This window comes from Thalassospira profundimaris, assembly GCF_003326755.1.
GTDB lineage: Bacteria > Pseudomonadota > Alphaproteobacteria > Rhodospirillales > Thalassospiraceae > Thalassospira > Thalassospira profundimaris_B.
The window spans coordinates 548,696-575,353 of sequence record NZ_JPWH01000001.1 but is presented as its reverse complement, the minus strand read 5'-3'; the positions used below and the strand labels follow the sequence as shown (position 1 = coordinate 575,353).

Below are 26,658 nucleotides of genomic sequence, written 5' to 3'. Positions count from 1 at the left end.
TGCAGATAGCGTGCCAGTTTTATTTTTTATTTAAAATCAAACACTTAACAAAAATCACCTCTCGAAAATTAATATTTATCGCGACTTTTATGGCGTTTTCCGATAACGTTTTTCGCGAAATGGACATATCACAAACCATATTGGGCGAAGACCCCCGCTTTTTGGCCGCGCTGGAGCATGTGTCGCGCCTGGCGCCCATAAATCGCCCCTGCCTGGTGATTGGCGAACGCGGATCGGGCAAGGAGCTGATTGCCGCGCGCCTGCATTACCTTTCCACCCGCTGGGGTGGACCACTGGTCAAGGTCAATTGTGCCGCCCTTAGCGAAACCCTGCTTGATACCGAGCTTTTCGGCCATGAAGCCGGGGCCTTTACCGGCGCGCAAAAGCGCCATGTCGGCCGGTTTGAACGCGCACATGGCGGCAGCATCATTTTGGATGAAATCGCCACCGCCAGCCAGATGGTGCAGGAAAAACTGCTGCGTGTGGTGGAATATGGCGAGATCGAACGGGTGGGCGGCAGCGAGGTGATTGACGTGGATGTGCGCGTCATTGGTGTCACCAATGAAAACCTCAAACAGCTTGCCGCACAGGGGAAATTCCGCGCCGACCTGCTGGACCGCCTGGCCTTTGACGTGATCGCCGTGCCGCCCCTGCGCGAACGCCCGGACGATATTTTGCCCCTGGCCGAACAATTCGCCCTGGAAATGACCAAACGTTTATCGCGACAGGTCTTTTCCGGTTTTGACAGTCAGGCCATAGAACAATTGAAAAATTACGACTGGCCGGGCAATGTGCGCGAATTGCGCAACGCGGTTGAACGCAGCCTTTACTTAAGCGAAGACACCGACGCCCCGGTTTCCCGTATCGTGCTGGACCCGTTTGCAGGGGTCTGGAGCGAAACGCAAAAAAGCGCAGATCCAACAACAGACAGCCCGAACCAGCCTACACCACCACACATGCCCTCTGCAAAAGATGGCAGCCTTGATTTTCGCGAAGCCACACGGGACTATGAAATAGCCCTTCTCAAACATGCCTTGCAGGCCAATCATAACAACCAGACCGAAGCGGCAAATTTCCTGAAACTGAATTATCACCAGCTTCGCCGTCTTTTGGAAAAATACGACCTGCTGCCATCGCGATAGGGAATAGGCCCCCATGTATCAGCCCCGCACCCCCGGCTATTGCAAAAAGGACCCGGTCAAACGATGGAACCTGCCCGACCGCGTGTTTTTTGCCTGCGGAGCCTGTCATATTCTGGCCCATGCCTTTCTGGCCCGGTTTGATGCCAACGGGGATCGCGGCTTTTACTCGCTCAGGTTCAAACCGGCGGCAGGATTTACCGGAAATCATATTGTTATTGCCGGACATGACTGGATTTTTGATTATCATGGCTTCAGCCCGCGCGATGCCTATTTGCGCCACACCTGGCATCGGGCCCGGCAACGCTGGCCGGGATGGCAGGCCGATTTAATCACCCTGCCGCGCAATGTTTTAATATCGGAAGAAAAATCCCGCGAAATTGATGGCCTGTGGCTGCGCGGCCCCGACCAGTTCCTGCATAATGCCCTGCCCCGTGCCAACCGCTTTTTAACCCGCTTTGGCCCGCCCTCTGCCTAACTACCCCAAAACAAGCCCCATCACGTTAGGGCATTTCCCGTATTGCGGCATTGTCAGGCGCAACCATTAGAGTTATGATTGTACCTTAATTTCGCGTTTGTGAGGTGTTTGTCCAATGCGCCAGTGATGCCGCCGTTCTTGTGACGGCCTGTCTCCACCCACCCCTGATCACAGGGGGAGATCACGGCATCGTGGAAATACCGCATGACACATATCAGCTTTGCCATCACAGACGTGTCTTACGTGCTGCCCGATGGCCGACCTGTTTTTTCCAATCTGACCGAAACATTTGATCTGCGCGCAACCGGCCTTGTCGGGCGCAATGGCGCGGGCAAAACCCTGTTGGCGCGCATCATGGCCGGATTGCTAAAGCCAACATCAGGCCACTGCCAGTGTTCCGGTACAGTCTATTATCTGGCCCAGCATGTCAGCCACCCGCCGGGTTCCAGCGTGGCCGACCTTGCCGGCATCAAACATATCCTTGATGCCCTGGAACGTATCGAAACGGGCAGCACAGCCCCGGAAGATTTCGACATCGTGGGCGACAGCTGGGATATAAACCAGCGTCTTTTCCAGCAACTTGAGCATCATAATTTAGGCCATCTGGGCGCGAACACACCGGCATCGATGCTAAGCGGGGGTGAAGCAATGCGCGTTTCCCTGATGGGAGCCACACTTTCAAATGCCGATTTTCTGATTCTCGACGAACCCAGCAACCATCTCGACAGGCCTGGCCGTCATGCCCTGATCCATCAGCTTCGACAATGGTCTCGCGGTCTGATTGTCATCAGCCATGACCGGGAAGTACTGGAATCACTCGACCGTATCGTTGAACTCTCGTCGCATGGATTGCACAGCTACGGGGGCAATTACACGTTTTACGCCGAAGCCAGGGCCCATGAACGGCAAAACGCCCTACAGAACCTGCATGAACGCAAAACGGAACGCCAGCGCCATGAAAGGGTGGCGCAAAAACAGCGTGAACGGCAACAGCGCCGACAGGCACGGGGCAAACGACAGGGCAAAGATGCCAATCAGGCCAAAATCCTGCTCGATCGCCAAAAAGAGCGTAGCGAAGCATCCGCAGGCACATTGCGCAAAAAGCAGATCGCCAACCGGGCAGACCTTGATCGGCGCGTTGAGGAAGCCGCCCGGCACGTTGAAAATCAAACAGCCATCACCGTCCATTCCCGCCCGCTTAGCCAGGCGATGCAAAGGCGTATTGCAAAGCTCGAAGGGGCGGTGCTCCCCCATGTCACGGGCCCGGCCCGAACCATCAGCCTGATATTGGGCGGGCAACAGCGTATCGGCGTTATCGGGCCCAACGGATGCGGAAAGTCCACATTGCTGCGGATGCTTGCGGGCCAGCTATCGCCTGTCGGTGGCACATGCGCAGTCTTTGCAAAGACTGCGCATCTTGATCAGAAACTCACCGGTCTTGATCCCGCAAAAACGGTGCTTGCCCAACTACAACAGGTCAATCGTGACGCCCCCGAAGGCGATTTGCGGATGCGTCTGGCGCAACTGGGGCTGGACGCCACCAAAATCACAATTCCCAGCGGCAAACTCAGTGGTGGCGAACGCCTGAAAGCGGCCCTGGCCTGCATCCTGTATGCTGCTGCGCCACCGGAACTGCTGCTGCTTGACGAACCCGGCAATCACCTTGATCTGCCATCCTTGCAGGCGCTGGAAACCATGTTACGGGCCTATCGCGGCACCTTGATTGTGGTCTCCCATGATGACGCATTCCTCGATAACCTGGAACTGACAGACCGGTTATCGGCAACCGCCCGGGGCTGGAGGCTCGACCCTGTATAGGAAGGCACCTTTGCCCTGTGCGTCAAAAGGCTGCCCTAATCAGCCAGGGCGCGGGCAATCACCATGCGCTGGATGTCGGATGTGCCTTCGTAAATCTGGCACACACGCACATCGCGGTAAATGCGCTCAACCGGAAAGTCCTTAAGGTAGCCATAACCACCGTGGATCTGGATGGCCCTGGAACACACTTCCTCCGCCATTTCGGAGGCAAACAGCTTTGCCATGCACGCCTCGGTCAGGCAGGGTTTGCCATCATCGCGAAGCGCGGCGGCGCGATGCACCAACAGGCGGGCGGCATCAATTTTGGTGGCCATGTCGGCCAGGCGAAACGCCACCGCCTGATGATCAATAATCTTTTTGCCAAAGGTTTCGCGTTCATTGGCGTAATCCCGCGCGGCATCAAAGGCAGCACGCGCCATACCCACCGATTGCGCGGCAATGCCAATACGCCCGCCTTCCAAATTCGCCAGGGCAATTTTATAGCCCTGCCCTTCGGCACCCAGCATGTTTTCCGCCGGAACACGGCAATCAACAAAGGTGATCTGGCAGGTATCGGAGGCATTCTGCCCCAGCTTGTCCTCCGTCCGGGAAACGACGTAACCCGGTGTATCGGTGGGCACGATAAAGGCGGAAATGCCGCGCTTGCCCGCCGCCGGGTCGGTCACGGCAAAAACAATCGCCACATCACCTTCGCGGCCCGATGTGATGAATTGCTTCGCCCCGTTCAAAACCCAGTCGCTGCCGTCACGCACGGCCCGGGTCCTGATCGCGCTGGCATCGGACCCGGCCTGGGGTTCGGTCAGACAGAAAACGCCAATTTTCTCGCCCTGTGCCATTGGCACCAGAAATTCCTGTTTCTGCGCCTCGGTGCCAAATTTCAGGATCGGCATACAACCAACAGAATTATGGACCGACATGATGGTGGATGTTGCGCCGTCGCCTGCGGCAATTTCCTCAAGCGCCAGGGCATAGGCCACATGGTCCATACCCGCCCCGCCATAGCTTTCGGGCACCAGCATGCCCATAAAACCAAGCTCGCCCAGCCCGGCAATGGCTTCGGCCGGGAATGTGTGATGGATATCCCATTTGGCGGCGTGGGGTTTAAGCTCGTTTTCGGCAAATTCGCGCGCGGTATCGCGCACCATGACCTGATACTCTTCCAGCCGCATGGCGGCATCCTCCCGCTGGGGCGACCTCACCGGCCAGGCGATCAGAACGGGATCACCGCCCGGGTCCGGCCAGGCTTATTCGTCGCCCTGAACAAATTCATCCGTTGCGGCGTCATAACGCCACAAAATCCCTTCTTTCATGCCAAACCACCAGCCATGCAGGTTCAGGTCTCCGGCCGCGACACGTTCCTGAATGTAGGGGAACGTCATCAGGTTTTGCAGCGAATTGCCGATCGAACGACGCGAAACCTCGTCAACATCCGGTCCGTGTTCCAGGCAACATTTCGCCATGCTGACCCATTCACCGATAAAATCACGCTCTGGTACTTTGCCCGCTTCGCCATGCTCCACCAGGGCCTGAATACCACCACAGGCCGAATGACCCAGAATGACAATATCGCGAACCTTCAGATCGCGCACCGCAAACTCGATGGCCGATGACGTCCCGTGATAGTTTTCGTCAGGCTCGTAAGGTGGGACCAGATTGGCAACGTTACGAATGACAAACATCTCGCCGGGTTCGGCATTGGTCAGAATGGCCGGGTCAACACGGGAATCAGAACAGGCAATCAACAGCACTTCGGGCTTCTGGCCCATATTCATCAAGTCGGTAACACGTTCAGGGCGCTGTTCGTAATACATCGCCTTGAAACTTTTGAAACCGGCCAGCATCCGCTCGACAGTGCTTTTCGCCATTCCGCAAATTCTCTATTCTGAATTGACCTTAAGAGGCCCAAAATAAGGGCAATTTGCCCGCTTGGGTACCCTCAAAAGACAGTTTCCAGAATTACCCTGCTATTCCCGGGCTAGATCAGCTCCAGCGCCATTGCGGTTGCTTCCCCGCCGCCAATGCACAGCGACGCCACACCTTTGCGCCCGCCGCGGGCCTTAAGCGCATGGATCAGTGTGACCAGCAACCGTGCCCCGGTCGCGCCAATCGGATGGCCCAGCGCACAGGCCCCGCCATTGACATTCACCTTTGCATGATCAAGGTCCAAATCGTGCATCGCCGCCATTGCCACCACGGCAAAGGCCTCGTTGATTTCCCATAAATCAACATCCTGTGCATCCCAGCCGGTTTTTGCCAAAACCTTGCGAATGGCATCAATCGGCGCTGTGGTAAACCAGCAGGGTTCCTGCGCATGGGTGGCATGGGCCAGCACGCGCGCCAGCGGTTTAAGGCCGCGCTTTTGTGCCTCGCTTTCACGCATCATCACGAGTGCCGCCGCCCCGTCCGAGATCGAGGCGGAATGCGCCGCCGTTACCGTGCCATCCTTGCGAAAGGCGGGGCGCAACGTCGGGATTTTGTCCGGGCTGGCCTTGGGCGGTTGCTCGTCGGTATCAATTACCACATCGCCCTTGCGGGTTGAAACCGTCACCGGGGTAATTTCATCGGCAAACTGGCCGGATGTAATGGCCTCCTGTGCCCGCGTCAGGGACGCGATGGCATAGTCATCCTGGGCTTCGCGGGTAAATCCGTATTTATCGGCGGTACTTTCGGCAAAGGTGCCCATTGAACGGCCCTTTTCATAGGCATCCTCCAACCCATCCAGCGCCATATGGTCATAGACCTGTGAATGACCATATTTATTGCCACCGCGCATATTGGGCAGCAGGAAGGGCGCATTGGTCATGCTTTCCATGCCGCCCACCACCATTGCCGTCGCACTGCCCGCCAATAACAGGTCATGGGCCAGCATCGCCGCCTTCATGCCCGAGCCACACATTTTGTTAATCGTGGTGGCCCCTGCGGCACGCGGAATACCGGCATTCCACGCCGCCTGGCGGGCCGGGGCCTGCCCCTGGCCTGCAGGCAGCACATTGCCCATGATCACTTCGTCAATATCATCGGCGGCAACATTGCCACGCTCAAGGGCCGCCTTGATGGCAACGCCACCCAGTTCAGATGCGGTAAGGCTGGCAAAATCGCCCAACAGGCCGCCCATTGGGGTGCGGGCACAGGAAACAATCACGATGGAATCAGCAGTCATCATTTCGCCCCTTTATCCGGGAAAATTTCATACAAGACGGAATAAAACAGGCACTTATGCTGTTTCACCAAAAAGTTCACGACCAATCAGCATGCGGCGAATTTCGCTGGTGCCCGCGCCGATTTCATAAAGTTTGGCATCGCGCAGCAACCGGCCCGTCGGATATTCGTTAATATAACCATTGCCGCCCAGGGTCTGGATGGCTTCCAGCGCCATCCAGGTCGCCTTTTCGGCGGCATATAAAATCACGCCGGCAGCATCCTTGCGCGATGTTTCACCCCGGTCACAGGCCTTGGCAACCTCGTATACATAGGCGCGGCAAGCATTCATGGTGGTGTACATATCGGCCATTTTGCCCTGCATCAGCTGAAATTCGCCAATTGCCTGACCAAACTGTTTACGCTCGTGAATATAGGGCACCACCACATCCATGCAGGCCCGCATGATGCCGGTGGGGCCAGCGGCCAGAACGGCACGTTCGTAATCAAGGCCGCTCATCAGCACACGCACACCACCATTCAGATGGCCCAGCACATTTTCCTCGGGCACTTCGCAATCCTGAAACACCAGCTCGCAGGTATTGGACCCGCGCATCCCCAGTTTGTCGAGCTTTTGCGCAGTTGAAAAACCCTTAAACCCCTTTTCAATGATAAAGGCGGTGATGCCCTTGGGTCCGGCGGACGCATCGGTTTTGGCATAAACCACCAGGGTATCGGCATCCGGGCCGTTGGTGATCCACATTTTATTGCCATTCAGAATATAACGATCCCCCTTTTTCTCCGCCCGCAATTTCATCGACACCACGTCAGAGCCTGAGCCGGGTTCGCTCATGGCAAGGGCACCGATATGCTCCCCGCTGATCAGTTTGGGCAGATAGCGCGCCTTTTGCTCCGCACTGGCATTACGGCGGATCTGGTTGACACATAAATTGGAATGCGCCCCGTATGACAGTGCGACCGAGGCCGAAGCACGGCTGATTTCTTCCATCGCCACCACATGTTCGAGATAGCCAAGGCCGGTGCCGCCATCTTCCTCGGGCACGGTAATGCCCAGCAGGCCCAGATCCCCAAATTTACGCCAAAGATCGTTGGGGAAGTCGTTTTTCGCATCTATCTCGGCGGCGCGTGGCGCAATTTCGGCTTCGGCAAAGGCCGACACCGTTTCGCGAATGGCCTCCGCCGTCTCGCCAAGATCAAATCTCAAACCGGGAAAATCAACAAATGCCATAACAATATTCCTGCCCTTGATCGATTATCATTCATGAAAGACGGGCCATTACCGCGCCCTGTTTTGGTCCGGTCCTATGCCGGTCATTCTATGCCGCCCCGGCCAAAAGCTCCGGTGGCAAGCGCATGACTTTTAAAGTTTGCAAGGCGGTTGTGCATAAGCTGGCCTGCCCGTCGGCCTCGCCAAACACATCTATCCGTGTCACGATAATGGACCGCCCGCGCGACACCACCTCGCCCACGGCACGCAACTGTTCGCCCAGGCCCGGTGCGACGATATTAAGCTTGTATTCCACCGTCAGCATGCCCTGATCGGCGGCAACCAGGCTCCAGCCAGCAAACCCTCCGGCAATATCGGCCAGCCCGGCAATCGCCCCACCGTGAAAATAGCCATTATGCTGCACCAGATCGGCCCGGGCGGGCATGACAAGCTCTACCCGGCCGGGTGCAACCTTGTCCACGCGTGCGCCAATGGAAAGATTATAGGGCTGCTGGGCAAAACGACGGCGTACTTCAGCATCATAATCAGGATTAAGCGGTTCAAACGCGGTCATGACGGGCCTGCCTGCTAAGGTCTGGAACGGACTCCTTTGTAGTTAACGTTTACGTTAACGTCAAATTAAATCCGCACAGGCTTACCGAATTAATCCGCGTTTCAGCTCGAAGCTCATGAAAAGCCCTGAATTACCCGTGTTTGGGCGCGTTACGCAAACGGGCTTCCTTGCGCAGGCTGTTCATGCACACCAGGGCGAGGCCGTCAGCCACGACATAAATGACAATCAGGGAGCCGACATCAAAAGAGGACAAAATCGCATAGTCCGGCACAAGAAGGGAAAGTACGCTATAAATACCCGACACAATGGTATTGACCATAATCACAATAACCACCTTCTCGCCGAACCACTTACGGCTATAGGCGTAATCAAAAATAGCGGCAAACAACAGGCCGTCGCTGATCAGATAATAGATATTTTCAAGGACTGTTGCCTCCCCGGTACCGCCTTCATAGCCCCAAAGACTGACAAACAGGACACTAAACACGATCAGCGCAACATAAACCCAAAACAGAATTTTCGCGGAACGTTTGCTCATGTCACCTCAACAGAAAGTTCCTTACGACGTCTTAAAGACCGCCCAATTAACGTTCCATGTTAAATGTTTTCACCGCGTTAAAACAGGATCGGGCGGAAAACCGCCTGAAAAGCAGTTCTCCGCCCGACAACCTAAAATGCAGCGTGTGGCGGCGGTACCTGTCAGGTCCGATAGCCCAAAAGGTCGGGCAGCCAGGTGACAAGGGCGGGGAACATGATCACCAGGGTCATGGCAATCGCCATTGACAGCACCAGCCACAGGCTCCAGCTCACCGATTTTTCCAGCGGCACACCGGCGATGCGGGTTGTGACCATCAAATTCACCGCGACAGGCGGGGTGAACTGGCCAATCGCGATATTCATCGCCATGACCACGCCAAACCACACCGTGCTCCAGCCAAATTCCTGCATGATCGGCATCAGGATGGGCAGCATGATCAGATAAATCGACACCCCGTCCAGCACCATCCCGGCCAGAAGCAGCACCACCATGATCAGCGCCAACACAACATGTTCGTTGGTTGAGAGGCCCAAAATGGCATTTGCCACCATATCAAACGTGCCCAGCGTCATCCCGGCCCAGGCAAAAATACCGGCCAGCGTAATGATCAGCATGATCACGCCCGAGGTTACGGCGGAATCAACAAACAACTGATACAAATCGCGCAGGCGAATGGTGCGATAGACAAACATGCCAATCAACAACCCATAGGCCACGGCGACCACGGCGGCCTCGGTCGGGGTGAACAGGCCGGAACGCAAACCGCCCAGAATGATCACGGGGGCCAAAAGCCCCGGCAAGGCGTGTATGAAGGCAGGCAACAGGGCCGACTGGCTGCGGGTTTCCTGCGCGCCAAAATCATGCCGGCGCGACAGCAGCACGACCGGAATGATAATCGCCAGACCGGCCAGCAAACCGGGAATGATGCCGCCTGCAAACAGGGCGCGGAGGTCCACACCCGGCACGATGATCGAATAAATGATCAGCGCGACCGAGGGCGGAATCAAAATCGCGGTCGAGGCCCCGGCGGCAATCACGCTGGCGGAAAATTCGCGCGGATACCCCGCCTTCATCATCGACGGGATCATCACCATTGCCACAGCCGCCGCATCCGCCGGGCCAGAGCCGGACATGCCGCCCATCATCATGCAGACCAGCACAGCGACAACCGCCAGCCCGCCACGCCGTGGCCCCACCAGGGCCCCGGCAAATTCCACCAGCCCTTTTGCAACACCCGAACGCTCGAAAATCATGCCGGTCAATATGAACAGGGGAATGGCAATCAGCGGATATTTGGCAATGCCGTTATAGGTATTGGTGCCCACCGTTGCCAGGGCATAGACATCCAGGCCCAGATAAATGCCCACCACCCCGGCAAAACCCAGGGCAACGGCAATGGGTGCGCCCATAAACAGCAAAACGGCAAAGGATGCCAGCAGCGCAAGACTGGGGGTCATTTCGCCCCTCCATCCTGCGGGTGGCTGCCTGCATTACCTGCGCGGCGCGAGCGGGCCAAACGCCAGGCATGTTCGATGACGCGAAACAGAATGACGAGTGACAGCAGCGGCAGCCAGATCGAATAGATCCAGCTGGGATAGCCCAGCCCGGCCGAGATTTCGCCATACTGATATTCATCAAAGGTGAAGGTCGCGCCGTAATACATGATCATGGCAAACAGCAGTGTCGTGATTGCCAAAATCAGCAATTCAACCACAATGCGCAGCGGGCGCGGAAACCGCTCCAGGAAAAACGTGATGCGGATATGCTCATTGCGGGCAAAGGCAATGGACGCCCCGACCAGTGTCATCACCACCAGCAGAAAGACCGAAAATTCCTCGGTAAAGGCAAAGGACACATCGGTGAGATAGCGCACCACCACATTGGCCAGACTGATCAGGCAGATCAGCCCCATTGCCAGCGCGGCAATCGCTTCCTCGATCTTGAGCCACGGGGCTTTGGGCTTTTGCGCATCTGGTTCACGCTCTTGGGAACCATGTGGTTCGCCGTCAAATTCAAGGGGGATTCCGTCACGATCCGACACGGTCGGGACCTTTCAAACACAGCATAACAAACAGGCGGGAAAATAAAGCAGGGAAACCGGCCCTCACAGCACCGGCAGGGTAATGAGACGGTACTGTGAGGGCCGCAAAATCAGACAGTCAAAGACACACGAATGCCTTAACGGTTGGCAATGGATTTTTCAGCCATATCCACCAGATCCGGACCGATACGTTCTTTCCATTTGTTGTAAACATCGCGGGTGGCATCGACAAATTTCTGACGCTGTTCCGGTGTCAGGGTGGTGATCTTGGCACCACGGGCTTCCAGCGCCTTGATCAGCGACTGGTCATCATCGGTCATGCCTTTGCGCGCCAGCGCAATGCCATAGGCCCCGGCATCATCAGCCGCCTGTTTGACAATCGCCTTGTCCTCGTCACTAAACGAGTTCCAGACACGCTTGTTGACCGCAAAAATCAGCGGATCGGCAACATAATGCCACAGCGTGATATAGGTTTGGCCTGCGGTTTCCATCTGGGCCACATCATAAACGGTCAGCGGGTTTTCCTGCCCGTCAACCGCACCCGTGGTCAGGGCCGGTTTGGCGTCAGCCCAGCTCATTTGCGTGGGGTTCGCCCCCAGGGCGGTGAAAATATCGTTATATAGCGGCGATCCGACCACCCGCATTTTCAAACCATCCAGATCGGCAGGCGAGGTGATCGGATGTTTGGAATTGGTGACTTCGCGAAAACCGTTTTCGGCCCAGCCAATCGGCTCGATCCCCTGTTTGCGGATCGCCTCGAAAATCTTTTCGCCCACCGGCCCCTGGGTCAGGGCATCCATCGCGGCAAAATCCGGCATCAGGAAGGGCAGTGAAAACAGGTTCAGTTCCTTGACCTGCGGCGACCAGTTGATGGTCGATCCCACCGCCATATCAATAATGCCCTGGCGCATGGCGGTGAATTCCTTGGTCTGGTCGCCCGCCACCAGTTGCGCATTGGGATAAACCTTCAGGTTAATGCGGCCATCGGTGCGTTCGGCCACCAGCTCGGCCCATTTCCCGGCCGCTTCCCCCCACGGGAACGGTTTGCCCAGAACGGTCGAAACTTTATATTCGCTTTTGTAATCCGCCGCGTGGGCCGTATGGGCCGTGGCACTCAGGGCCAGTGCCGCGCCCATCACCAGGGCGGGCAGGCTTTTGAAAAATTTCATCGCTATCGTTCCTCCCGGAATGTCTTTATTGGGTAACTTAATTCCGTTACTGGGCGCAGTTAATATCGAATCTGTTGTCAAAACAACTCCAAAGGCACAATTTTGCCGCAATCGATCCGGGAAAGGCGGCAAAAACCCTGCCCAGATAATGCGTTTACGATGCGTTCACGATGCGTCTACGATGCGTCTACGATGCGTCTGCGATGCGCCCGCAAAAGCCCCCTGGCGGCCCCATCAGGGCAGCACACCGCCAAAAACCCGGTAATCCGTTGAAAAAAAAATGCTGCCGGACAACCTTGATCCCGACAGCCGGATACCCCCCTTTAAACCATCCTTTTCGCCGCATATTTGCGCGGGAGGATCAACAAGGTTAATTCACCAGCCCACCCCACCGGTCGATATTGCCCGCCAGAAGGCGTTTCATCACCCCGTCCTCCAGCAGTTTGCGAATGGCCGATGAAAGGCGCACCCGCATTTCCGGCGTATTGCAGGGGGAATTGCGCGACAGGGTGATAAAAAGATCCTCGGCACTGATGCGCACCGGCTGGGCCATGATGCCGGTCATGTTGTTACGGGCCAAAAAGGCGGCAACGGGGAAATCCTCGTAAATCAGGTAATCCGCCCGGCCCAGTTCCAGCAGACGCAAACTTTGCGACAGCGTGGGGATTTCCTGAAGTTTCAGATTTTGATCCGCGAAATTGTCAAAGACCGGGCCAAAACTGTTATTGATCACCGTCACGCCATCAAGGCCACGCAAGTCCTGCCAGCGATGAAGGGTGCGGGGAAAACCGTTCAGGGTCCAGATGCGCGTTTGCGTGCCCTGAAAGGCAGGCCGCAGATAATCCATATATTCTTCGCGTGCGGGCGTATAAAAGGCCCCGGCAATCATATCGATATTGCCCCGGCGCAGCTCTTCCTGCACCCGGCCCCACGGCCCGGCATGGCGCACCTGCATCTCCACGCCAATTTCCCGGCCGACCATTTTGATAAATTCGGCATTCGCGCCAATCAATTCCGCCGGATTGGCCGGATCAGGCCATAAATAAGGTGGGTAATCCGGGTTTCCCGAGACTAAAAGCGTGCTGCAGTCATCCGCACTGGCCCGTAATGGCACAAACACCAGCCCGACCGACGCCAATAGCAACAGCAAAAAAAATCGCGACACGGCCCCGGCGATCCGGGCCAATCCATATCGAACAGAGCCTGCATCATAAACGCCAGAGACCATGCTGATCCCCCGCTCCTTCAATACCCGCGTGCCAGACGGGTCACGTAACAGCCAAATCCCCCACGGTAAAACGGTCATCCGCCCCCGATTGCGGCCACCACTATAACACGCCCCCCGGCAAAACCATAACGCACTTCCAACGCCACCCAATTCAAGCCGCAAACACCCGCTTCATCCCCCTCAATTTTGGGGATGAACGTCGACTTGGATCGGAATTTTACCATGACAAAGCAGGGTGTAGTTCCCCTCAATTTGGGGATGAACGTCGACAAACCTGTTCTACTCAATCGCCCTGGGCGCGGTGTAGTTCCCCTCAATTTGGGGATGAACGTCGACGCCGAAGTCTTTCTTGATGGCATTCTGTCTGGTGTAGTTCCCCTCAATTTGGGGATGAACGTCGACGCCGAAGTCTTTCTTGATGGCATTCTGTCTGGTGTAGTTCCCCTCAATTTGGGGATGAACGTCGACTTCATTTTAATAGCCCCGGCCACACGTTCGGGTGTAGTTCCCCTCAATTTGGGGATGAACGTCGACATCGCGTCCTCGTCCCACTCAGCAGGCGACGGTGTAGTTCCCCTCAATTTGGGGATGAACGTCGACAAAAACTCGCTGCACTGGATGCGCAACTTGGGTGTAGTTCCCCTCAATTTGGGGATGAACGTCGACAAAAACTCGCTGCACTGGATGCGCAACTTGGGTGTAGTTCCCCTCAATTTGGGGATGAACGTCGACAAAAACTCGCTGCACTGGATGCGCAACTTGGGTGTAGTTCCCCTCAATTTGGGGATGAACGTCGACCCAGGGTAACGTAACCCGCGCTACACCGTCGGTGTAGTTCCCCTCAATTTGGGGATGAACGTCGACTGGTTCCCACGTGTTGTAATGCCGGAAATCGGTGTAGTTCCCCTCAATTTGGGGATGAACGTCGACTGGTTCCCACGTGTTGTAATGCCGGAAATCGGTGTAGTTCCCCTCAATTTGGGGATGAACGTCGACTGGTTCCCACGTGTTGTAATGCCGGAAATCGGTGTAGTTCCCCTCAATTTGGGGATGAACGTCGACACAACAAGGGGAACCAACTCTCGTTTGTGTGGTGTAGTTCCCCTCAATTTGGGGATGAACGTCGACACAACAAGGGGAACCAACTCTCGTTTGTGTGGTGTAGTTCCCCTCAATTTGGGGATGAACGTCGACGCTTCGTCCCACTTTCCACCGTCACGGGCTGGTGTAGTTCCCCTCAATTTGGGGATGAACGTCGACCCTGCATCATTACAGGGTAAGGGGGCGAAGGGTGTAGTTCCCCTCAATTTGGGGATGAACGTCGACCCTGCATCATTACAGGGTAAGGGGGCGAAGGGTGTAGTTCCCCTCAATTTGGGGATGAACGTCGACCAGAGATCCTGGTTTGATAGTGTGTGTGACGGTGTAGTTCCCCTCAATTTGGGGATGAACGTCGACAGGAACCCCGGATTCTATATATATCTCAAAGTTTTATCGGAAAATTTCGAGTCATTTTTCATGATTTTTCTTCCTGTTTGGGTGAGTCGGGCGTCGTTTTTTCTCTGTTTTTGACCACCCGTTATGCGTGTGCCTTCCATTTTTTCTGATTCTAGCCCTTTGGTTTCAGGAACAGATGATCCAGCCGTTTTTCCGTCGTAATATCGCGATACTTTTGCGCCCGGGCCGCAAACAGCCGCGCAACCCGTTCGACCATCGCATCACCATGCAGGTTTTCGCGAATTTTGACTGTATCATTTTTATCCGGCTTGGCCGATTTCTTTTCGATACGAATACGGGATTTTTGAAAATGCTGCGCCTGGCGCGTGCGGATTTTACCGTGTCTTAAAATATGCTTGCCACTATCGGGTTCAATGGTCCAATCGAGGTCAAACCCCTCGCGGGCCAGCATTTCGATCACCGATTTTGCCACGGCGTTTTTCAGTTTCCGGTCATGGGCGACAAGGCGGCGGGTTTGATTAACCCAGTGGGAAAGATCGGGCGCTGTGCCCCCGCGCAACATGTTGAAATGCGAAAGGCCATTACGGATGCTTTGTCTGTCATCCTGATAGATACCGTAATGATCAAGATCGTCAAACACACCAACCGGCGCAGCGGCCTTCCTGTTTTTCGGCTTCAGGGCCTCCACAACCTGACCATCGGCCAGTTTTCTTTTGCCCTGCCCCTTTAACACATCATCGGGCGTTACCCCGTGATGATACAACAGCGCCAACAGCACAAAATAAAGGTCGCGTTCCCACAAACCGGCATAATCCACCAGTCGGCCCAAAACCCCCATCATCAGGCGGTGCAGGCGCACCTGATCGCTTAATGTGACCTGGGCCGAAAGCTGGCGATGTTTGATAACATCAACAAGCGCGTGCATATAATTGTGCAAATCCGCATTCCTGAAGCGGGCTGGTCTTTCAACCGCGAGCGCATGAAGCTCTTCGCGCTGTTTCTGTCTCCGCGCAATCGGGGACGTGCCGGTTGCGTCGGGCGTGCGGGCGGTTTGCCATGCGACCACATTATCATGGGTGATTTTCACAGTGCCCGACATATGCTGCAATAATGGCAAATGCCCAAAGCGGACAATTTCACGCAAGCCCCGGCGGGGAATGCTGCGGTCCTGATCCTGCAAGGATTGCGGTGGGAAAACCGCGCGAAAATCTGCTTTTTCGACAAAAAACTCGGCAAATTTTTCAATCCCGTGCAGGGCCGCACCGCCGGTAAATTTGGCATCGTGCATGTCCAGATACAGCATCAGGACAGATTGCAGATCAGCAATATCAGGCTTTTCATCTTCCTTTTTAACTTCTTTGTCTTTTTCCTTTTTAACTTCTTTGTCTTTGCCTTTTTTTTCAAGAGCCTGCCATTTACGTGTCTGATGCAGTAATCGGCTGGCATCATCCACCGGCACCAGATGCAAAATAAAATACAACACCTGCTGCCAGGCCTGCGGGGTTAATGCAGGAACATCGCCTGGCGCAATCAGTGCGGCCACGTCACATTGTGCGGCGTCGGGTTTTGGCGTATCGGCCTTTAATTTCAGCACGAAGTCAAAACCGCTCTGACCCAGAAAATCGCTAAAGGCGCGGGCGATTACATCGCATTCAAACTCTCCGATATATCCGGCCTGCTTTTGGGCTTTTTCCCCATCGGACTGATAGCCGCGCTGCACACGCATTTCGGTCGCCGTGGCGGCAGTTAACCGTCCCAGAAAATCAACCATCTTCTCGTCAACCGACAAACGCGGTATATCTGCCGCGCGGGCGGTGATCAGGTCTTTTTCCGCCGGTGCCAGTTTTCGCCCATTCATATCCTGGGCGGCTTTGTTGGTGCGGGCAATGGTGCTGTCGATATAGTGGTTCAGAATCGTGCTGTTTTGCTGCGCCAGCCAGGCCCGAAACGGTCCGTCATAGAGCATTTTTAACACCGTATACTGGCAGGTCAGTGCCGGGGATTCCTCCAGCTTTGCACGGTCCGGGCAAGGCGGCAACGGCAGGATGCGGCCCCGTTGACAGATACTGTCATGCCGGGCCAGCACCCGGCGCAAACGTGGCAGGGGCACATCGCCAGGCTGCGCCATTGCAGCCATTAGCGTGGCAAGAATATGCCGGTTTTGCCTTTCGCTTAAAAAATGCCCGGCCAGCACCGCTTGCAGTGTTTCGGCAATTTGCCGGGTGCGGCCTTCCGCGTCCTTCTGCCACAAGGCCGCGATGGCCGATTGCACATCAACGGGCACATCATCAGCAAGCCTTTGTAATTCATTCTCAAACCGTGCCTTGCCCTTGAAATGAAAGGTGGCATTGCGCAAATTACCCGTGCCGGTTATGGCCTGTTTCAGGGTGGCTTTTTCAAAATCCTCCGCGCCACAAAACAGGCTGGCCTGTGCCCCAAACAGCACATCGCATTTTCGCTCATAGCGACCAGCATCCCAAACGTTGCTCTCAATTGCGCCTGCCCGCATCAGGATGTCGTCATCGTCCCCGGTGAACTTTTGACTGTCAGGATCAGCCCAGTCATGCAGGGTGCGGCTGGCAAGGGCGATGATATGCCGCCAGATGCGCGAAAAGGCTTCGTGCCGTTTAATGTCCGCCTGCCCGTCACTGCCCCAAAACCGGCTGTTTTGAATGTCCTGCTGCGACGGCCAGTAATCCCTGATGCCATGATGTTCATCCTTGCCCTGTTCACCCGCATGATAATGGATCACCTTGCCAAGGCGGATCAGGGCATTGATGTCGCGATTATCATATTGCGCCCTGACCAGCCGAAACAGTGCCGCCATATTGCGCGGCAGAATGCGCAAAATATGGCGCTTGCGGGCATCATTGACGAGGCGGTGATAACAGTCCTTGATGGCCGTATGCAGGGCGAACAGACTTTGTTGTTCATCGAGTGCGGCTTTAATTGTCGTGTCCGGGCCAAACACCCGGCCATATTGCGCATAAAGAATTTTTACCGCCAGATCGCGGGGCAAATATTGCACCGATGATGTATTGCGATTTCCCGAACGGCGTTTTTTGTCCTCAAGATAATCACGGGCGTCGTCATAAATTTTCGTCGCCACATCACCCGCCTGCTCATAAATCGCCTGATCATCCTGCCCCCACGGGCACGGTGCATGGGTGCCGGGCCGAAGGGCATTTTTGGCAATGCTTTCTGCCCGTTCCTCGATCAGGCTCAGTTTGCGGTCCGGTTTGAATTTTCCCGGTTTATTGCTGCTTTCACCCTGTTTGACGGGCTCACGCCCCTTGCGTTTGGCAGCAACATACAAATGGTCATAAATGTCTTTGGCAATTTGCCGGGCGACATTTTGGGTAATCGCCTCCGGGCTTAAAGCCCCGCAAAACCGTTCATACCAGCCCCCTTTGGGGGTGGGTTTGCCACGTTTTTCTTCCTGTGGCCGCGATGCGCCCCAGGGGGCAATTTTGGATTGCCAGATCAGATGCAGCTTTTCCCTGATGGCCGGGTCTTTTGCCGCCGGTAACAGGTTTTTCGCCATTAAATGCTGCCAGGCGGCATCGCCCAATGTGGTGCGCAAATTCATTTGCCTTTGGGTCGGCTTTTGATCGGGCTTTGGTTTGGTGGCGATTTTGTCGATGGCCGAAATCCATTGCGCGATGATCAGGGCATCGTGGGATTGGGCAAACCCGGGAATATCGCGCGATATATCAGGGCGGGTATTCAGTCGCAATTTTCTGCGCGGCTGTTCTGTTGCAACACCCTCAACATGGCTGCGCCCATAGGGCTTTATGATCCGCATGTCTCCCCCCGATCTACCGGAAATATTTCAAATTTCCTGCGATTATGAAGAAGGATAACGGGAGTGTCATGCAGTTTGCTGCAATTTTTGGTTGGTCCCTGCCAAAAGAAAAACAGCCGGTCAATTACGCCCTGCACGGCAAAGAAAACGGGCGGCAAAGCAAAAGCCTGCCGCCCGTTTTTAAATCAGTTCAAGCGCGATGGCCTTAGGCCGAACGGCGTTTCAGCCCCTGCTGGCCGCCACGGCCATTCTGGCTGCGTGAACGGTCGCCAAAGTCGCGTTTGCCACGGCCTTCGCCGCCTTCGCGGAATTTGAAGCCTTCGGTCCGGCCCGCATCACGCGGTTTACCGGCAAAGCGGCGTTCACCGCGTTCTTCACGCGGGCCGCGATCGCCACCGCGATCATTGCGCGAGCGGAACTGCGCCGGACGATCGCCACGGTCGGCGCGATCACCACGATCATTGCGATCGCCCCGGTTGCCACGCGGTGCCGAAGCCCCATCGCGGTCATCGCGGTTAAAACGTTCGCGTTTCGGGCGACCGGCAAAACCACCGCGATCTTCGCCGTCAAAACGCGGCTTGCGCGCGGCAAATTCGGGACGGTCGCCACGATCTGCACGATCCCCGCGATTTCCGCGGTCCGAACGATCACCCCGGTCATTGGCTGCAAAGGCATCATCCCGGCGGGCAAAACGGCGACCGGAATCGCCTTCCGTGCGACCGCCAAAACCGCCGCCATTGCCGCCCCGGCCACCGCCGAAACCACCGCGACCGCGACCTTCGCCACCACGGCTGTCACCACGGCCACCGGCAAAACCGCCACGGCCCCGGCCGCGACCGCCATTGCGGTCATCACGGCCACCGCCACCCGCACGACGGCCCGAAGGCGGTGCGACGTGGAATTCATGGTCTTCGTCAATATCGACATCCTGGCGGATGGTGCGTTCGATATTGCGCAAATGGCGCACATCACGCGGTTCGCAGAAGGAAATGGCAATGCCTTCGGCCCCGCCACGGCCGGTCCGGCCAATACGGTGGACATAGTTTTCCGGGTCGGTCGGCAGGTCATAGTTCACGACATGCGAAATGCCGGGAACGTCGATACCACGGGCAGCAACATCGGTTGCCACCAGAACCGGGAAACGGCCATCGCGGAAATTGCGCAGAATCTTCTGACGGATGCGCTGCTGTTTGTCGCCATGAATGGCGTCAGACTGCACACCGGCATCCTGAAGCTGAAAGGCCAGTTCATCGGCATCAAGTTTGGTTTTGGTGAAAACCAGCACCCGTTCGCTGCCTTCGCGCTGCAAAAGCTGCAACAAAAGGGCAGTTTTGTTCTGACGGGTGACAAACATGCCGCGCTGGGTCACACGCTCGGTGACACTGGCCTGCGGCGCGGTTTGTACCTTGACCGGGTCTTTGAGCAGACGGTCGGTCAAATGGCGCACCGCTTCGGGCATGGTGGCCGAGAACATCACGGTCTGATGTTTATAAGGCAGCAATTCCGCCACCGTCAGCACATCTTCCGAGAAGCCCATATCCAGCATACGGTCGGCTTCATCGAGGATGAAAACTTCAACATCGTCAAAGCGCACGGTGTTGCGTGCCATATGGTCAAGCAAACGGCCCGGCGTTGCCACCAGAATATCACAGCCACGGCGCAGTTCCTGGATCTGCGGGCCCATCGGCGCGCCACCAAAAACGACCGATGAAAACAGGCGGATGCCTTTTTTGAAATCACGCAGGCACTGGCCGATCTGGTTGGCCAATTCGCGGGTCGGCGCGAGAATAAGGGCGCGCGGCTGCCCCGGTGCCGGACGTTTCGGGTTTTCAGCAAGGCGCTGCAGCAACGGCAGGCAGAAAGCCGCCGTTTTACCACCACCCGTATGGGAAATGCCCATCAGATCCTTGCCTTCCAGCAAAGCGGGAATGGTGGCAGCCTGGATTTCAGTCGGGGTGGTAAAACCGGATGCTTCGACGTTGCGCAGCAGAGGCTCGATCAGGTTGAGCCCTTCAAAATTCGTCATAAAAGGTAAAGTCCTTCAAATCACCGTTGGCGCCATGTTCGCGCCTGAAAATAAAAGCCCGCCCGAACGCAAGCTTTCCGGTGCCCGGCGAAATATCGCGGTCACGGACCCTGCATGAGTAGGCAATGATGAGGCCATGACGTCATCACGTCACGCCCGCCCCCGCCTATCTACAAAGTTCCTGACAGCACGATCTGCCCTACAAGCGAAGGAATGCCCGGTTGATACAGGTATGTTGACCCATTGTCAAACTATCTGCGCGCCGGGCAGCCATGCGGCAAAAGCGGACATACAATTTAACAGCGGACAAATGGGGTTTAAAAGAACTATAATACTTTTAGATGTAGAGTTGACTATCCTGACCCACCATTCCTGTCCGGAAGTAGTCTCAGAGGCACATCCATGCGTTTTCGTGTTCTTACCGGCATCTTTGCAATCCCGGCAATCTGCCTGATCACACTCATCGCCATTGTCATTACCGTTGCATTCAATTACCAGAATTCCATTCGCAACGAAAAATACAATGAAATCAGCCACCTGACCGAAGGGGCGGTCAAGATTATTGACCAGTATGTCAAAAAGGCGAAAAGCGGCGAAATGGATGAAGCCGCGGCCAAGGCCGAAGTCCTGGCGCTGCTGCGCGAATACCGGTTTGCGTCCGACAATTACGTTTATATTTCGGACTTCAACCATTGCATGGTGCTGGACCCGTTAAGCCCGGAAGATGAAGGCAAATGCAAACCCGACAGCAAGGTGCGCAAGATGATTGTCAGCACTGCCAAAGCCGGTGGCGGCGTCATTACCTATGACACCAAAAAACCCGGTGAAGGCGACCGTCTGATTGAAAAGGCCGCCTATGTCAGGCCGGTTCCCCAATGGGGCTGGGCGCTGGGCACCGGGGTTTACATGGATGATGTGGCCAACGAATTTCACGCCATCCTGTGGCGGCTGGGCCTGATTTCGGCCATCGCGATTATCGTTGCCGGGTCACTGTCCTGGATCGTCAGCACCCGGATCGGGCGCAGCATCGTATCGCTCAACCGAAATATCCGCACCATTGCCGCAGGCAATTACGATGCCGAGGTGGAAACCGAGTCGCGGTTCGTTGAAATTGCCGACATGGCCGCCGGGGTCCTGGCACTGCGTGATACATCGGCCAACGCCCAAAAACTGGAGGCCGAAGCCCTCAAACAGAAACAGCGTGCCGAAGACGAACGCCGCAGCCATATTCGCGACATCGCCCACAAACTTGAACAGGAAGTTGGCTCGATTGCCCATGCCGTGGACAATTCGACCAATCAATCGCTGAAACTGTCAGAAAATATGACTCATAGCGCCAATGGCATCCTCACGCACAGCCGTGAAGTCGCCAATACGGCGGGGGATGTGTCGGCCAATGTCGATGCGGTTGCGGCAGCGACGGAGGAACTTTCCTCCTCGATCCGGGAGATCAGCGGCCAGATTGACCAGATGGCAAAAACCGTGATCCAGGCGACGGAAGAAAGCAACAATGCCCGCCAGGATGTGGGCGGGCTGTCGCAATCGGTTGATAAAATTCAGGAAATCGTTAATCTGATTAACGATATTGCCGGGCAAACCAACCTTCTGGCCCTGAATGCCACCATCGAAGCCGCCCGGGCGGGGGATGCAGGCAAGGGCTTTGCCGTGGTCGCAAGCGAGGTGAAAAACCTTGCCACCCAAACCGCCCGCGCCACCGACGAAATTGCCAGTCAGATCAATTCCGTCGTCGAGGGTACGAGCCGCGCGGTTGATGGCATTGGCCGGGTTTCGGAAACCATCGGCATTCTGCGCGAGGTTTCCACCACCATTGCCAGCGCGATTGAGGAACAGGGTGTTGCCACCAGCGAAATTGCCGGAAATGCCCATCGCAGTGCCAGCGGCGTCAAACAGATTTCCGATACGTCGGGCAAAACCATGCAGGATGCGCAAAGCACCACGGGGGATGCCGAAAAAATCAAGGCCGCCGCGCATGAACTGTCGCAACGTTCTGCCGAACTCGCCAAAGTCATTGGCCGGTTTGCCCGCGATTTGAACAATCAGGCCGATGCCTGACGCCTGCCAAATATTCGGCATAACAGGACAAAACGGGCCGCCAGCGATGACTGGCGGCCCGTTTGATTTTTAAGCGGCCGGAATCATTTCGGACTCATTTACTCGGCAGGCAGGACATTTTCGCGCCGGAACGGATGGGCGGGATACACCCCCAAAATCCGGACCTCGTGGGAAAAGAACTGCAATTCCTCCAGCGCATGACGCAGGCCAAGCTGGTCCGGATGGGCTTCCACCTCGGCAAAGAACTGGGTGGCGGTGAAATGGCCTTCCACCATATAGCTTTCCAGCTTGGTCATATTGATGCCATTGGTGGCAAAACCGCCCAGCGCCTTATACAAAGCAGCCGCAACGTTGCGCACCCGGAAAACAAAACTGGTCACAACCGGGCTGCCATCATTGGGCGCGGTTTTGGCCTCGCGCGAGAGGATAATAAAGCGCGTGGTGTTGTGCGCGGCGTCTTCGACCTCGGTGCGCAAAACATCCAGGCCATAAATTTCGGCGGCCAGCAGCGGGGCAATGGCGGCAATGCCCTTGTCGCCCAGATCGGCAACTTCCTTGGCACACCCCGCCGTATCGGAACCGACAATGGCCGGAACCCCCAGTTCCTTGCGAATTTTACGGCACTGGCCCAGGGCGTGAACATGACTGCGAATTTCACGAATATCGGAAATTTGCGTGCCCTTGACACCCAGCAGCGCATGATTGATGCGCAAAAAGGTTTCGCCAATGATATGCACGCCCGAATCGGGCAAGAGGTGATGCACATCGGCCACGCGCCCGGCCAGGGTATTGTCGATGGGAATCACCGCCAAATCAACTTCACCATCGCGCAGGGTGCCAAATGCGCCTTCAAAGGTCCGGCAGGGTACTGTTACCGCGCCGGGAAAAGCACGCCGTGCCGCCTGATCGGAATAGGCACCGTGCATCCCCTGAAAAGCAATTCGCATTTGGTTGGTCATCAACTTCATTCCTGTTCATTCCGGGCCAACGGCCCCTGACATTCCCGCAAAGCCCCATATGGCTGTGCTGCCACATTTGGCAGAATTTCGTTTATGGCGAGAAAAGCGCCCAAAAAGCAAGGCCCGGCATCAAAACCGGGCCTTGCTGTGTCCTTAAATTCCCAAAAGAACGAAACCTGTGCTATCCGCGTGCGGCCAGAATTTCGCGGGCACGCTCCAAATCCTCGGCGGTATCCACCCCCAGCGGCACACCATCCACCAGGGCAACTGCAATCACCATACCGTTTTCAAGGGCGCGCAATTGTTCAAGCTTTTCGCGCATTTCCAACTCGGCCGGCGGCAGGCTGACAAAACGGTCAAGGGCGGCACGGCGATAGGTATAAAGCCCGATATGATGATAAAGCGGACCATCGCCATAAGGCGCGGTTGCGCGGGTAAAATACAGGGCACGGGCCACACGCAGGCTGCCAAATGCCGCCACCGCCTTGACCACATTGGGATTGTTGCGTTCGGCGTCGCGGCGAATAACCGCCGCAAGCGTCGCAATATCCACCGCCGGGTCCGATAGCGGGTTAAACACCGCACGAATATCGGCCGCATCAATGGTTGGCAGGTCGCCCTGCACATTGACCACGGCATCGTGTTTTTTGTTGGGATCAAAACTTGCCAGGGCCTGATGCACCCGGTCCGACCCCGACGGCAGGTCAGGGTCGGTCAGGACGGCAATGCCACCGGCCTTTTCGATGGCGCTGGCAATTTCCGGTTCCGCACAGGCGACAATCACCGGGCCAATTTCGGCCTCAACCGCGCGCCGCCAGACATGCACAATCATGGGTTCGCCGTGAATATCGGCCAGCGGTTTATCGGGCAAACGGGTGGACGCCATACGGGCCGGGATAACAACAACAGGATTGCGGGGCGCGGACATAGACAGGGGATCTCCGATCCGGAAATGACGGGGCTTCCAGTTTAGAACAATTCAACGCAGACGCGAGAAAATTTTGCCCGGAAGCATTTGAAACGACGCGACAATAACCGTTTTCAGGAAAATCGCAAACGCCGGAATCCATTGTGAACCGCCATTTTTTGGCAAGTTTCACCACGAATGTGAAGAAAGGTTGATGAAAAACCATGAAACGTATAGTTTCCGAACAGCAGTCTGACCTGTTGTCGCATGCGTATTTGTATGGGGGCGTCAGGGACGCATGGGTCAGCCGCGTCACAAGAAAAATACCTGCAAATTATATTGGCTGTAACGGGATCCCGCCATGAAAACGATGGAAATCAACAAGATCGTCGCCGGAATTATTGTTGCTGTGCTTTTGGTCGTGGTTGTTGGCAAAATCGGCAGCATCCTTGTCCACCCCAAGGAACTGGATAAACCGGTTTATCCTTTTTCGGATGACCTGACGGCAAAGGCCGATGCTCCTGCCGCCCCGGAAAAACCGGCCGGGCCGGAACCCATCCTGGCGATGCTGGGCAATGCCGACATTGCCGCCGGGGAAAAGGTTTTCAAAAAATGCGGCGCCTGCCATGACGCCACCAAGGGTGGCCCCAACAAGGTGGGTCCGAACCTGTATGGCATCGTTGGCAATGTTGTCGCCCACAAGGATGACTTCAGCTATTCCGATGCGGTTGCCAATCATGGCGGCAACTGGGGTTATACCGAACTGAACCACTTCCTCTATTCCCCGAAGGATTACATTCCCGGCACAAAAATGTCGTTTGGCGGTTTGAAAAAGCCGTCTGACCGGGCCGATGTGATTGCCTATCTTAACAGCATGTCCGATAACCCGCTGCCAGCCCCCACCGCCGATGAAATTGCCGCCGAAGAAGGCGGGGACAAGGCCGCTACCGAAGGTGGCGAAGGTGGTGAAGCGCCCGCAGCAGAAGGCACGGACGGGGCGCAAGGTGATCAGGGTGATCAGGGTGCTGCCAGCGAAGGTGCAGAAGCACCGGCGGGCGATGCCGCTGGTGATGCCGCCGGTGATGCCGCTGCCCCGGCAGAGGGGGCAACGCAGGAAAACGGTGCCGCAAATGACAATGCAGCACCTGCAACCGAACAAACCCCGGCTGCGAACCAGTAAAGCGGTCGCATTAAGGGTGAAAAGATTTTGCAGGGGACGGTTTTCCGTTCCCTGCTTTTTTGTGGCATAAAACGAATCTTCGCCAAGCACGGGAGCCCGTTGTGACCCAGTATGACGCCTTTCTTGAAATCGCCCATCGCCTGGCAGATGCCGCGCGCCCGGTTGTCCGCCGCTATTACCGCACGGCTGTTGCGGTGGATGTCAAAGCCGATGCCAGCCCCGTGACCATCGCGGATCGCGAGGTGGAAACCGTCATGCGCGCCATTCTGGCCGAGGAATACCCCGATCACGGCATCCTGGGCGAGGAACATGGAAAGGAAAATATCGATGCCGACTATGTCTGGGTTCTCGACCCGATTGACGGCACCAAATCCTTTATTGTTGGCAAGCCCAGCTTTGCCACACTGATTGCCCTTTGCCACAAGGGCAAACCGGTGCTGGGTATTATTGACCAGGCCATTACCGATGAACGCTGGGTTGGTGTTGCGGGGGAAAAAACCACGCTGAATGGCAAGCCCATCACAACCCGCCCCTGCCCGGCCCTGAACCAGGCAATTTTCTTTACCACCGCGCCAGAGCTGTTTCGCGGCCCGCAAATTGCCGCCTATGATGCCCTTCGCAACCAGTGCCGCCAGCCGATGTATGGGGTGGATGCCTATGCCTATGGGCTGACTGCGCTGGGCCTGGCCGATGTGGTGGTAGAGGCCAATATGCAGGCCTATGATTTTTGCGCCCTGGTCCCGGTTGTTGAAGGGGCGGGCGGGGCAATGTGCGACTGGCGCGGCAATGCGCTAACAATCGAAAGTGACGGCTGCGTCATTGCTGTGGGGGATCGCACCTGCCGTGAAGAGGTTGTTGCCATTACCCGCAGCACATTGCCATAAGGCCACAATAAAGGG

Annotated in this window: 20 protein-coding genes and 1 CRISPR repeat array; of the genes, 6 read left to right on the top strand and 14 right to left on the bottom strand. The window is 56.2% G+C overall.

Annotated elements, in window-relative coordinates:
• Window positions 1–89: 89 nt before the first annotated feature.
• The 3 genes from pspF to TH25_RS02560 all read left to right on the top strand — a co-directional run bounded on the left by pspF (window position 90) and on the right by TH25_RS02560 (window position 3,435).
• Window positions 90–1,142 carry a phage shock protein operon transcriptional activator gene (gene pspF, locus TH25_RS02570; RefSeq protein ID WP_114086825.1) on the top strand — a complete coding sequence of 351 codons (1,053 nt, stop codon included), beginning with the start codon at window positions 90–92 and terminating at the stop codon, window positions 1,140–1,142.
• Window positions 1,143–1,155: 13 nt separating this feature from the next.
• Entirely contained in the window at window positions 1,156–1,617 is a 462-nt protein-coding gene (locus TH25_RS02565; protein ID WP_114086824.1) for a hypothetical protein, read from the top strand.
• 204 nt (window positions 1,618–1,821) lie between these two features.
• Window positions 1,822–3,435 (top strand): ABC-F family ATP-binding cassette domain-containing protein, encoded by a 1,614-nt coding sequence (locus tag TH25_RS02560; protein ID WP_114086823.1) that lies wholly within the window; start codon window positions 1,822–1,824, stop codon window positions 3,433–3,435.
• A 35-nt stretch (window positions 3,436–3,470) separates the two neighbouring features.
• On the opposite strand, the gene TH25_RS02555 is transcribed toward TH25_RS02560, so the two are convergent.
• The 12 genes from TH25_RS02555 to TH25_RS02500 form a co-directional block, all read right to left on the bottom strand.
• The gene (locus TH25_RS02555) at window positions 3,471–4,604 is read right to left on the bottom strand and encodes an acyl-CoA dehydrogenase (protein ID WP_114086822.1); all 1,134 of its coding nucleotides are present in this window, start codon (window positions 4,602–4,604) and stop codon (window positions 3,471–3,473) included.
• A 75-nt stretch (window positions 4,605–4,679) separates the two neighbouring features.
• Window positions 4,680–5,300 carry a carbonic anhydrase gene (locus tag TH25_RS02550; protein WP_114086821.1) on the bottom strand — a complete coding sequence of 207 codons (621 nt, stop codon included), beginning with the start codon at window positions 5,298–5,300 and terminating at the stop codon, window positions 4,680–4,682.
• 110 nt (window positions 5,301–5,410) lie between these two features.
• Window positions 5,411–6,598: an acetyl-CoA C-acyltransferase gene (locus tag TH25_RS02545; RefSeq protein ID WP_114086820.1), complete on the bottom strand. Its 1,188-nt coding sequence runs from the start codon at window positions 6,596–6,598 to the stop codon at window positions 5,411–5,413.
• Between the two features lie 51 nt (window positions 6,599–6,649).
• A complete protein-coding gene (locus TH25_RS02540) occupies window positions 6,650–7,822 on the bottom strand; it encodes an isovaleryl-CoA dehydrogenase (RefSeq protein ID WP_114086819.1) in 1,173 nt (390 codons plus the stop codon).
• An 88-nt stretch (window positions 7,823–7,910) separates the two neighbouring features.
• The gene (locus TH25_RS02535) at window positions 7,911–8,375 is read right to left on the bottom strand and encodes a PaaI family thioesterase (RefSeq protein WP_114086818.1); all 465 of its coding nucleotides are present in this window, start codon (window positions 8,373–8,375) and stop codon (window positions 7,911–7,913) included.
• Window positions 8,376–8,505: 130 nt separating this feature from the next.
• The gene (locus tag TH25_RS02530; protein WP_114086817.1) at window positions 8,506–8,913 is read right to left on the bottom strand and encodes a hypothetical protein; all 408 of its coding nucleotides are present in this window, start codon (window positions 8,911–8,913) and stop codon (window positions 8,506–8,508) included.
• Window positions 8,914–9,074: 161 nt separating this feature from the next.
• Entirely contained in the window at window positions 9,075–10,370 is a 1,296-nt protein-coding gene (locus tag TH25_RS02525; RefSeq protein WP_114086816.1) for a TRAP transporter large permease, read from the bottom strand.
• Window positions 10,367–10,954 (bottom strand): TRAP transporter small permease, encoded by a 588-nt coding sequence (locus tag TH25_RS02520; RefSeq protein WP_258548999.1) that lies wholly within the window; start codon window positions 10,952–10,954, stop codon window positions 10,367–10,369. The genes TH25_RS02525 and TH25_RS02520 overlap by 4 nt, the downstream gene beginning before the upstream one ends.
• 137 nt (window positions 10,955–11,091) lie before the next feature.
• Entirely contained in the window at window positions 11,092–12,123 is a 1,032-nt protein-coding gene (locus TH25_RS02515; RefSeq protein WP_114086815.1) for a DctP family TRAP transporter solute-binding subunit, read from the bottom strand.
• A 370-nt stretch (window positions 12,124–12,493) separates the two neighbouring features.
• Window positions 12,494–13,429 (bottom strand): substrate-binding periplasmic protein, encoded by a 936-nt coding sequence (locus TH25_RS02510; protein WP_114086814.1) that lies wholly within the window; start codon window positions 13,427–13,429, stop codon window positions 12,494–12,496.
• Between the two features lie 156 nt (window positions 13,430–13,585).
• Window positions 13,586–14,809: direct repeats of the CRISPR family, unit length 36 nt; unit sequence GGTGTAGTTCCCCTCAATTTGGGGATGAACGTCGAC.
• A gap of 151 nt (window positions 14,810–14,960) precedes the next feature.
• On the bottom strand, window positions 14,961–18,614 hold the full coding sequence (gene cas13a, locus TH25_RS02505) for a type VI-A CRISPR-associated RNA-guided ribonuclease Cas13a (RefSeq protein WP_114086813.1): 3,654 nt from the start codon (window positions 18,612–18,614) through the stop codon (window positions 14,961–14,963).
• A gap of 205 nt (window positions 18,615–18,819) precedes the next feature.
• Window positions 18,820–20,640: a DEAD/DEAH box helicase gene (locus TH25_RS02500; RefSeq protein WP_114086812.1), complete on the bottom strand. Its 1,821-nt coding sequence runs from the start codon at window positions 20,638–20,640 to the stop codon at window positions 18,820–18,822.
• A gap of 402 nt (window positions 20,641–21,042) precedes the next feature.
• On the opposite strand from TH25_RS02500, the gene TH25_RS02495 reads away from it, so the two are divergent.
• A complete protein-coding gene (locus tag TH25_RS02495) occupies window positions 21,043–22,713 on the top strand; it encodes a methyl-accepting chemotaxis protein (RefSeq protein WP_114086811.1) in 1,671 nt (556 codons plus the stop codon).
• A 98-nt stretch (window positions 22,714–22,811) separates the two neighbouring features.
• On the opposite strand, the gene TH25_RS02490 is transcribed toward TH25_RS02495, so the two are convergent.
• A complete protein-coding gene (locus TH25_RS02490; protein WP_114086810.1) occupies window positions 22,812–23,672 on the bottom strand; it encodes a prephenate dehydratase in 861 nt (286 codons plus the stop codon).
• A gap of 181 nt (window positions 23,673–23,853) precedes the next feature.
• Window positions 23,854–24,600, bottom strand: a complete 747-nt coding sequence (locus tag TH25_RS02485) for a 3-deoxy-manno-octulosonate cytidylyltransferase (protein ID WP_114086809.1) — start codon at window positions 24,598–24,600, stop codon at window positions 23,854–23,856.
• A 340-nt stretch (window positions 24,601–24,940) separates the two neighbouring features.
• Between TH25_RS02485 and TH25_RS02480 the strand changes: the two genes are divergently transcribed.
• Together TH25_RS02480 and hisN are read left to right on the top strand one after the other, a co-directional pair.
• Window positions 24,941–25,759, top strand: coding sequence for a c-type cytochrome (locus TH25_RS02480; protein WP_114086808.1), 819 nt, complete (start codon window positions 24,941–24,943; stop codon window positions 25,757–25,759).
• A gap of 101 nt (window positions 25,760–25,860) precedes the next feature.
• Window positions 25,861–26,643: a histidinol-phosphatase gene (hisN, locus tag TH25_RS02475; protein ID WP_114086807.1), complete on the top strand. Its 783-nt coding sequence runs from the start codon at window positions 25,861–25,863 to the stop codon at window positions 26,641–26,643.
• Window positions 26,644–26,658 lie beyond the last annotated feature (15 nt).

What these genes read in the sequence shown, in the direction of transcription:
- TH25_RS02540 (WP_114086819.1), bottom strand. Translation starts at nt 7,822, where the DNA reads ATGGCATTTGTTGATTTTCCCGGTTTGAGATTTGATCTTGGCGAGACG.
- TH25_RS02525 (WP_114086816.1), bottom strand. Translation starts at nt 10,370, where the DNA reads ATGACCCCCAGTCTTGCGCTGCTGGCATCCTTTGCCGTTTTGCTGTTT.
- TH25_RS02555 (WP_114086822.1), bottom strand. Translation starts at nt 4,604, where the DNA reads ATGCGGCTGGAAGAGTATCAGGTCATGGTGCGCGATACCGCGCGCGAA.
- TH25_RS02500 (WP_114086812.1), bottom strand. Translation starts at nt 20,640, where the DNA reads ATGACGAATTTTGAAGGGCTCAACCTGATCGAGCCTCTGCTGCGCAAC.
- TH25_RS02485 (WP_114086809.1), bottom strand. Translation starts at nt 24,600, where the DNA reads ATGTCCGCGCCCCGCAATCCTGTTGTTGTTATCCCGGCCCGTATGGCG.
- TH25_RS02535 (WP_114086818.1), bottom strand. Translation starts at nt 8,375, where the DNA reads ATGACCGCGTTTGAACCGCTTAATCCTGATTATGATGCTGAAGTACGC.
- TH25_RS02560 (WP_114086823.1), top strand. Translation starts at nt 1,822, where the DNA reads ATGACACATATCAGCTTTGCCATCACAGACGTGTCTTACGTGCTGCCC.
- TH25_RS02490 (WP_114086810.1), bottom strand. Translation starts at nt 23,672, where the DNA reads ATGACCAACCAAATGCGAATTGCTTTTCAGGGGATGCACGGTGCCTAT.
- TH25_RS02495 (WP_114086811.1), top strand. Translation starts at nt 21,043, where the DNA reads ATGCGTTTTCGTGTTCTTACCGGCATCTTTGCAATCCCGGCAATCTGC.
- TH25_RS02530 (WP_114086817.1), bottom strand. Translation starts at nt 8,913, where the DNA reads ATGAGCAAACGTTCCGCGAAAATTCTGTTTTGGGTTTATGTTGCGCTG.
- TH25_RS02515 (WP_114086815.1), bottom strand. Translation starts at nt 12,123, where the DNA reads ATGAAATTTTTCAAAAGCCTGCCCGCCCTGGTGATGGGCGCGGCACTG.
- TH25_RS02565 (WP_114086824.1), top strand. Translation starts at nt 1,156, where the DNA reads ATGTATCAGCCCCGCACCCCCGGCTATTGCAAAAAGGACCCGGTCAAA.
- TH25_RS02480 (WP_114086808.1), top strand. Translation starts at nt 24,941, where the DNA reads ATGAAAACGATGGAAATCAACAAGATCGTCGCCGGAATTATTGTTGCT.
- pspF (WP_114086825.1), top strand. Translation starts at nt 90, where the DNA reads ATGGCGTTTTCCGATAACGTTTTTCGCGAAATGGACATATCACAAACC.
- TH25_RS02545 (WP_114086820.1), bottom strand. Translation starts at nt 6,598, where the DNA reads ATGATGACTGCTGATTCCATCGTGATTGTTTCCTGTGCCCGCACCCCA.
- TH25_RS02510 (WP_114086814.1), bottom strand. Translation starts at nt 13,429, where the DNA reads ATGACCGTTTTACCGTGGGGGATTTGGCTGTTACGTGACCCGTCTGGC.
- TH25_RS02550 (WP_114086821.1), bottom strand. Translation starts at nt 5,300, where the DNA reads ATGGCGAAAAGCACTGTCGAGCGGATGCTGGCCGGTTTCAAAAGTTTC.
- cas13a (WP_114086813.1), bottom strand. Translation starts at nt 18,614, where the DNA reads ATGCGGATCATAAAGCCCTATGGGCGCAGCCATGTTGAGGGTGTTGCA.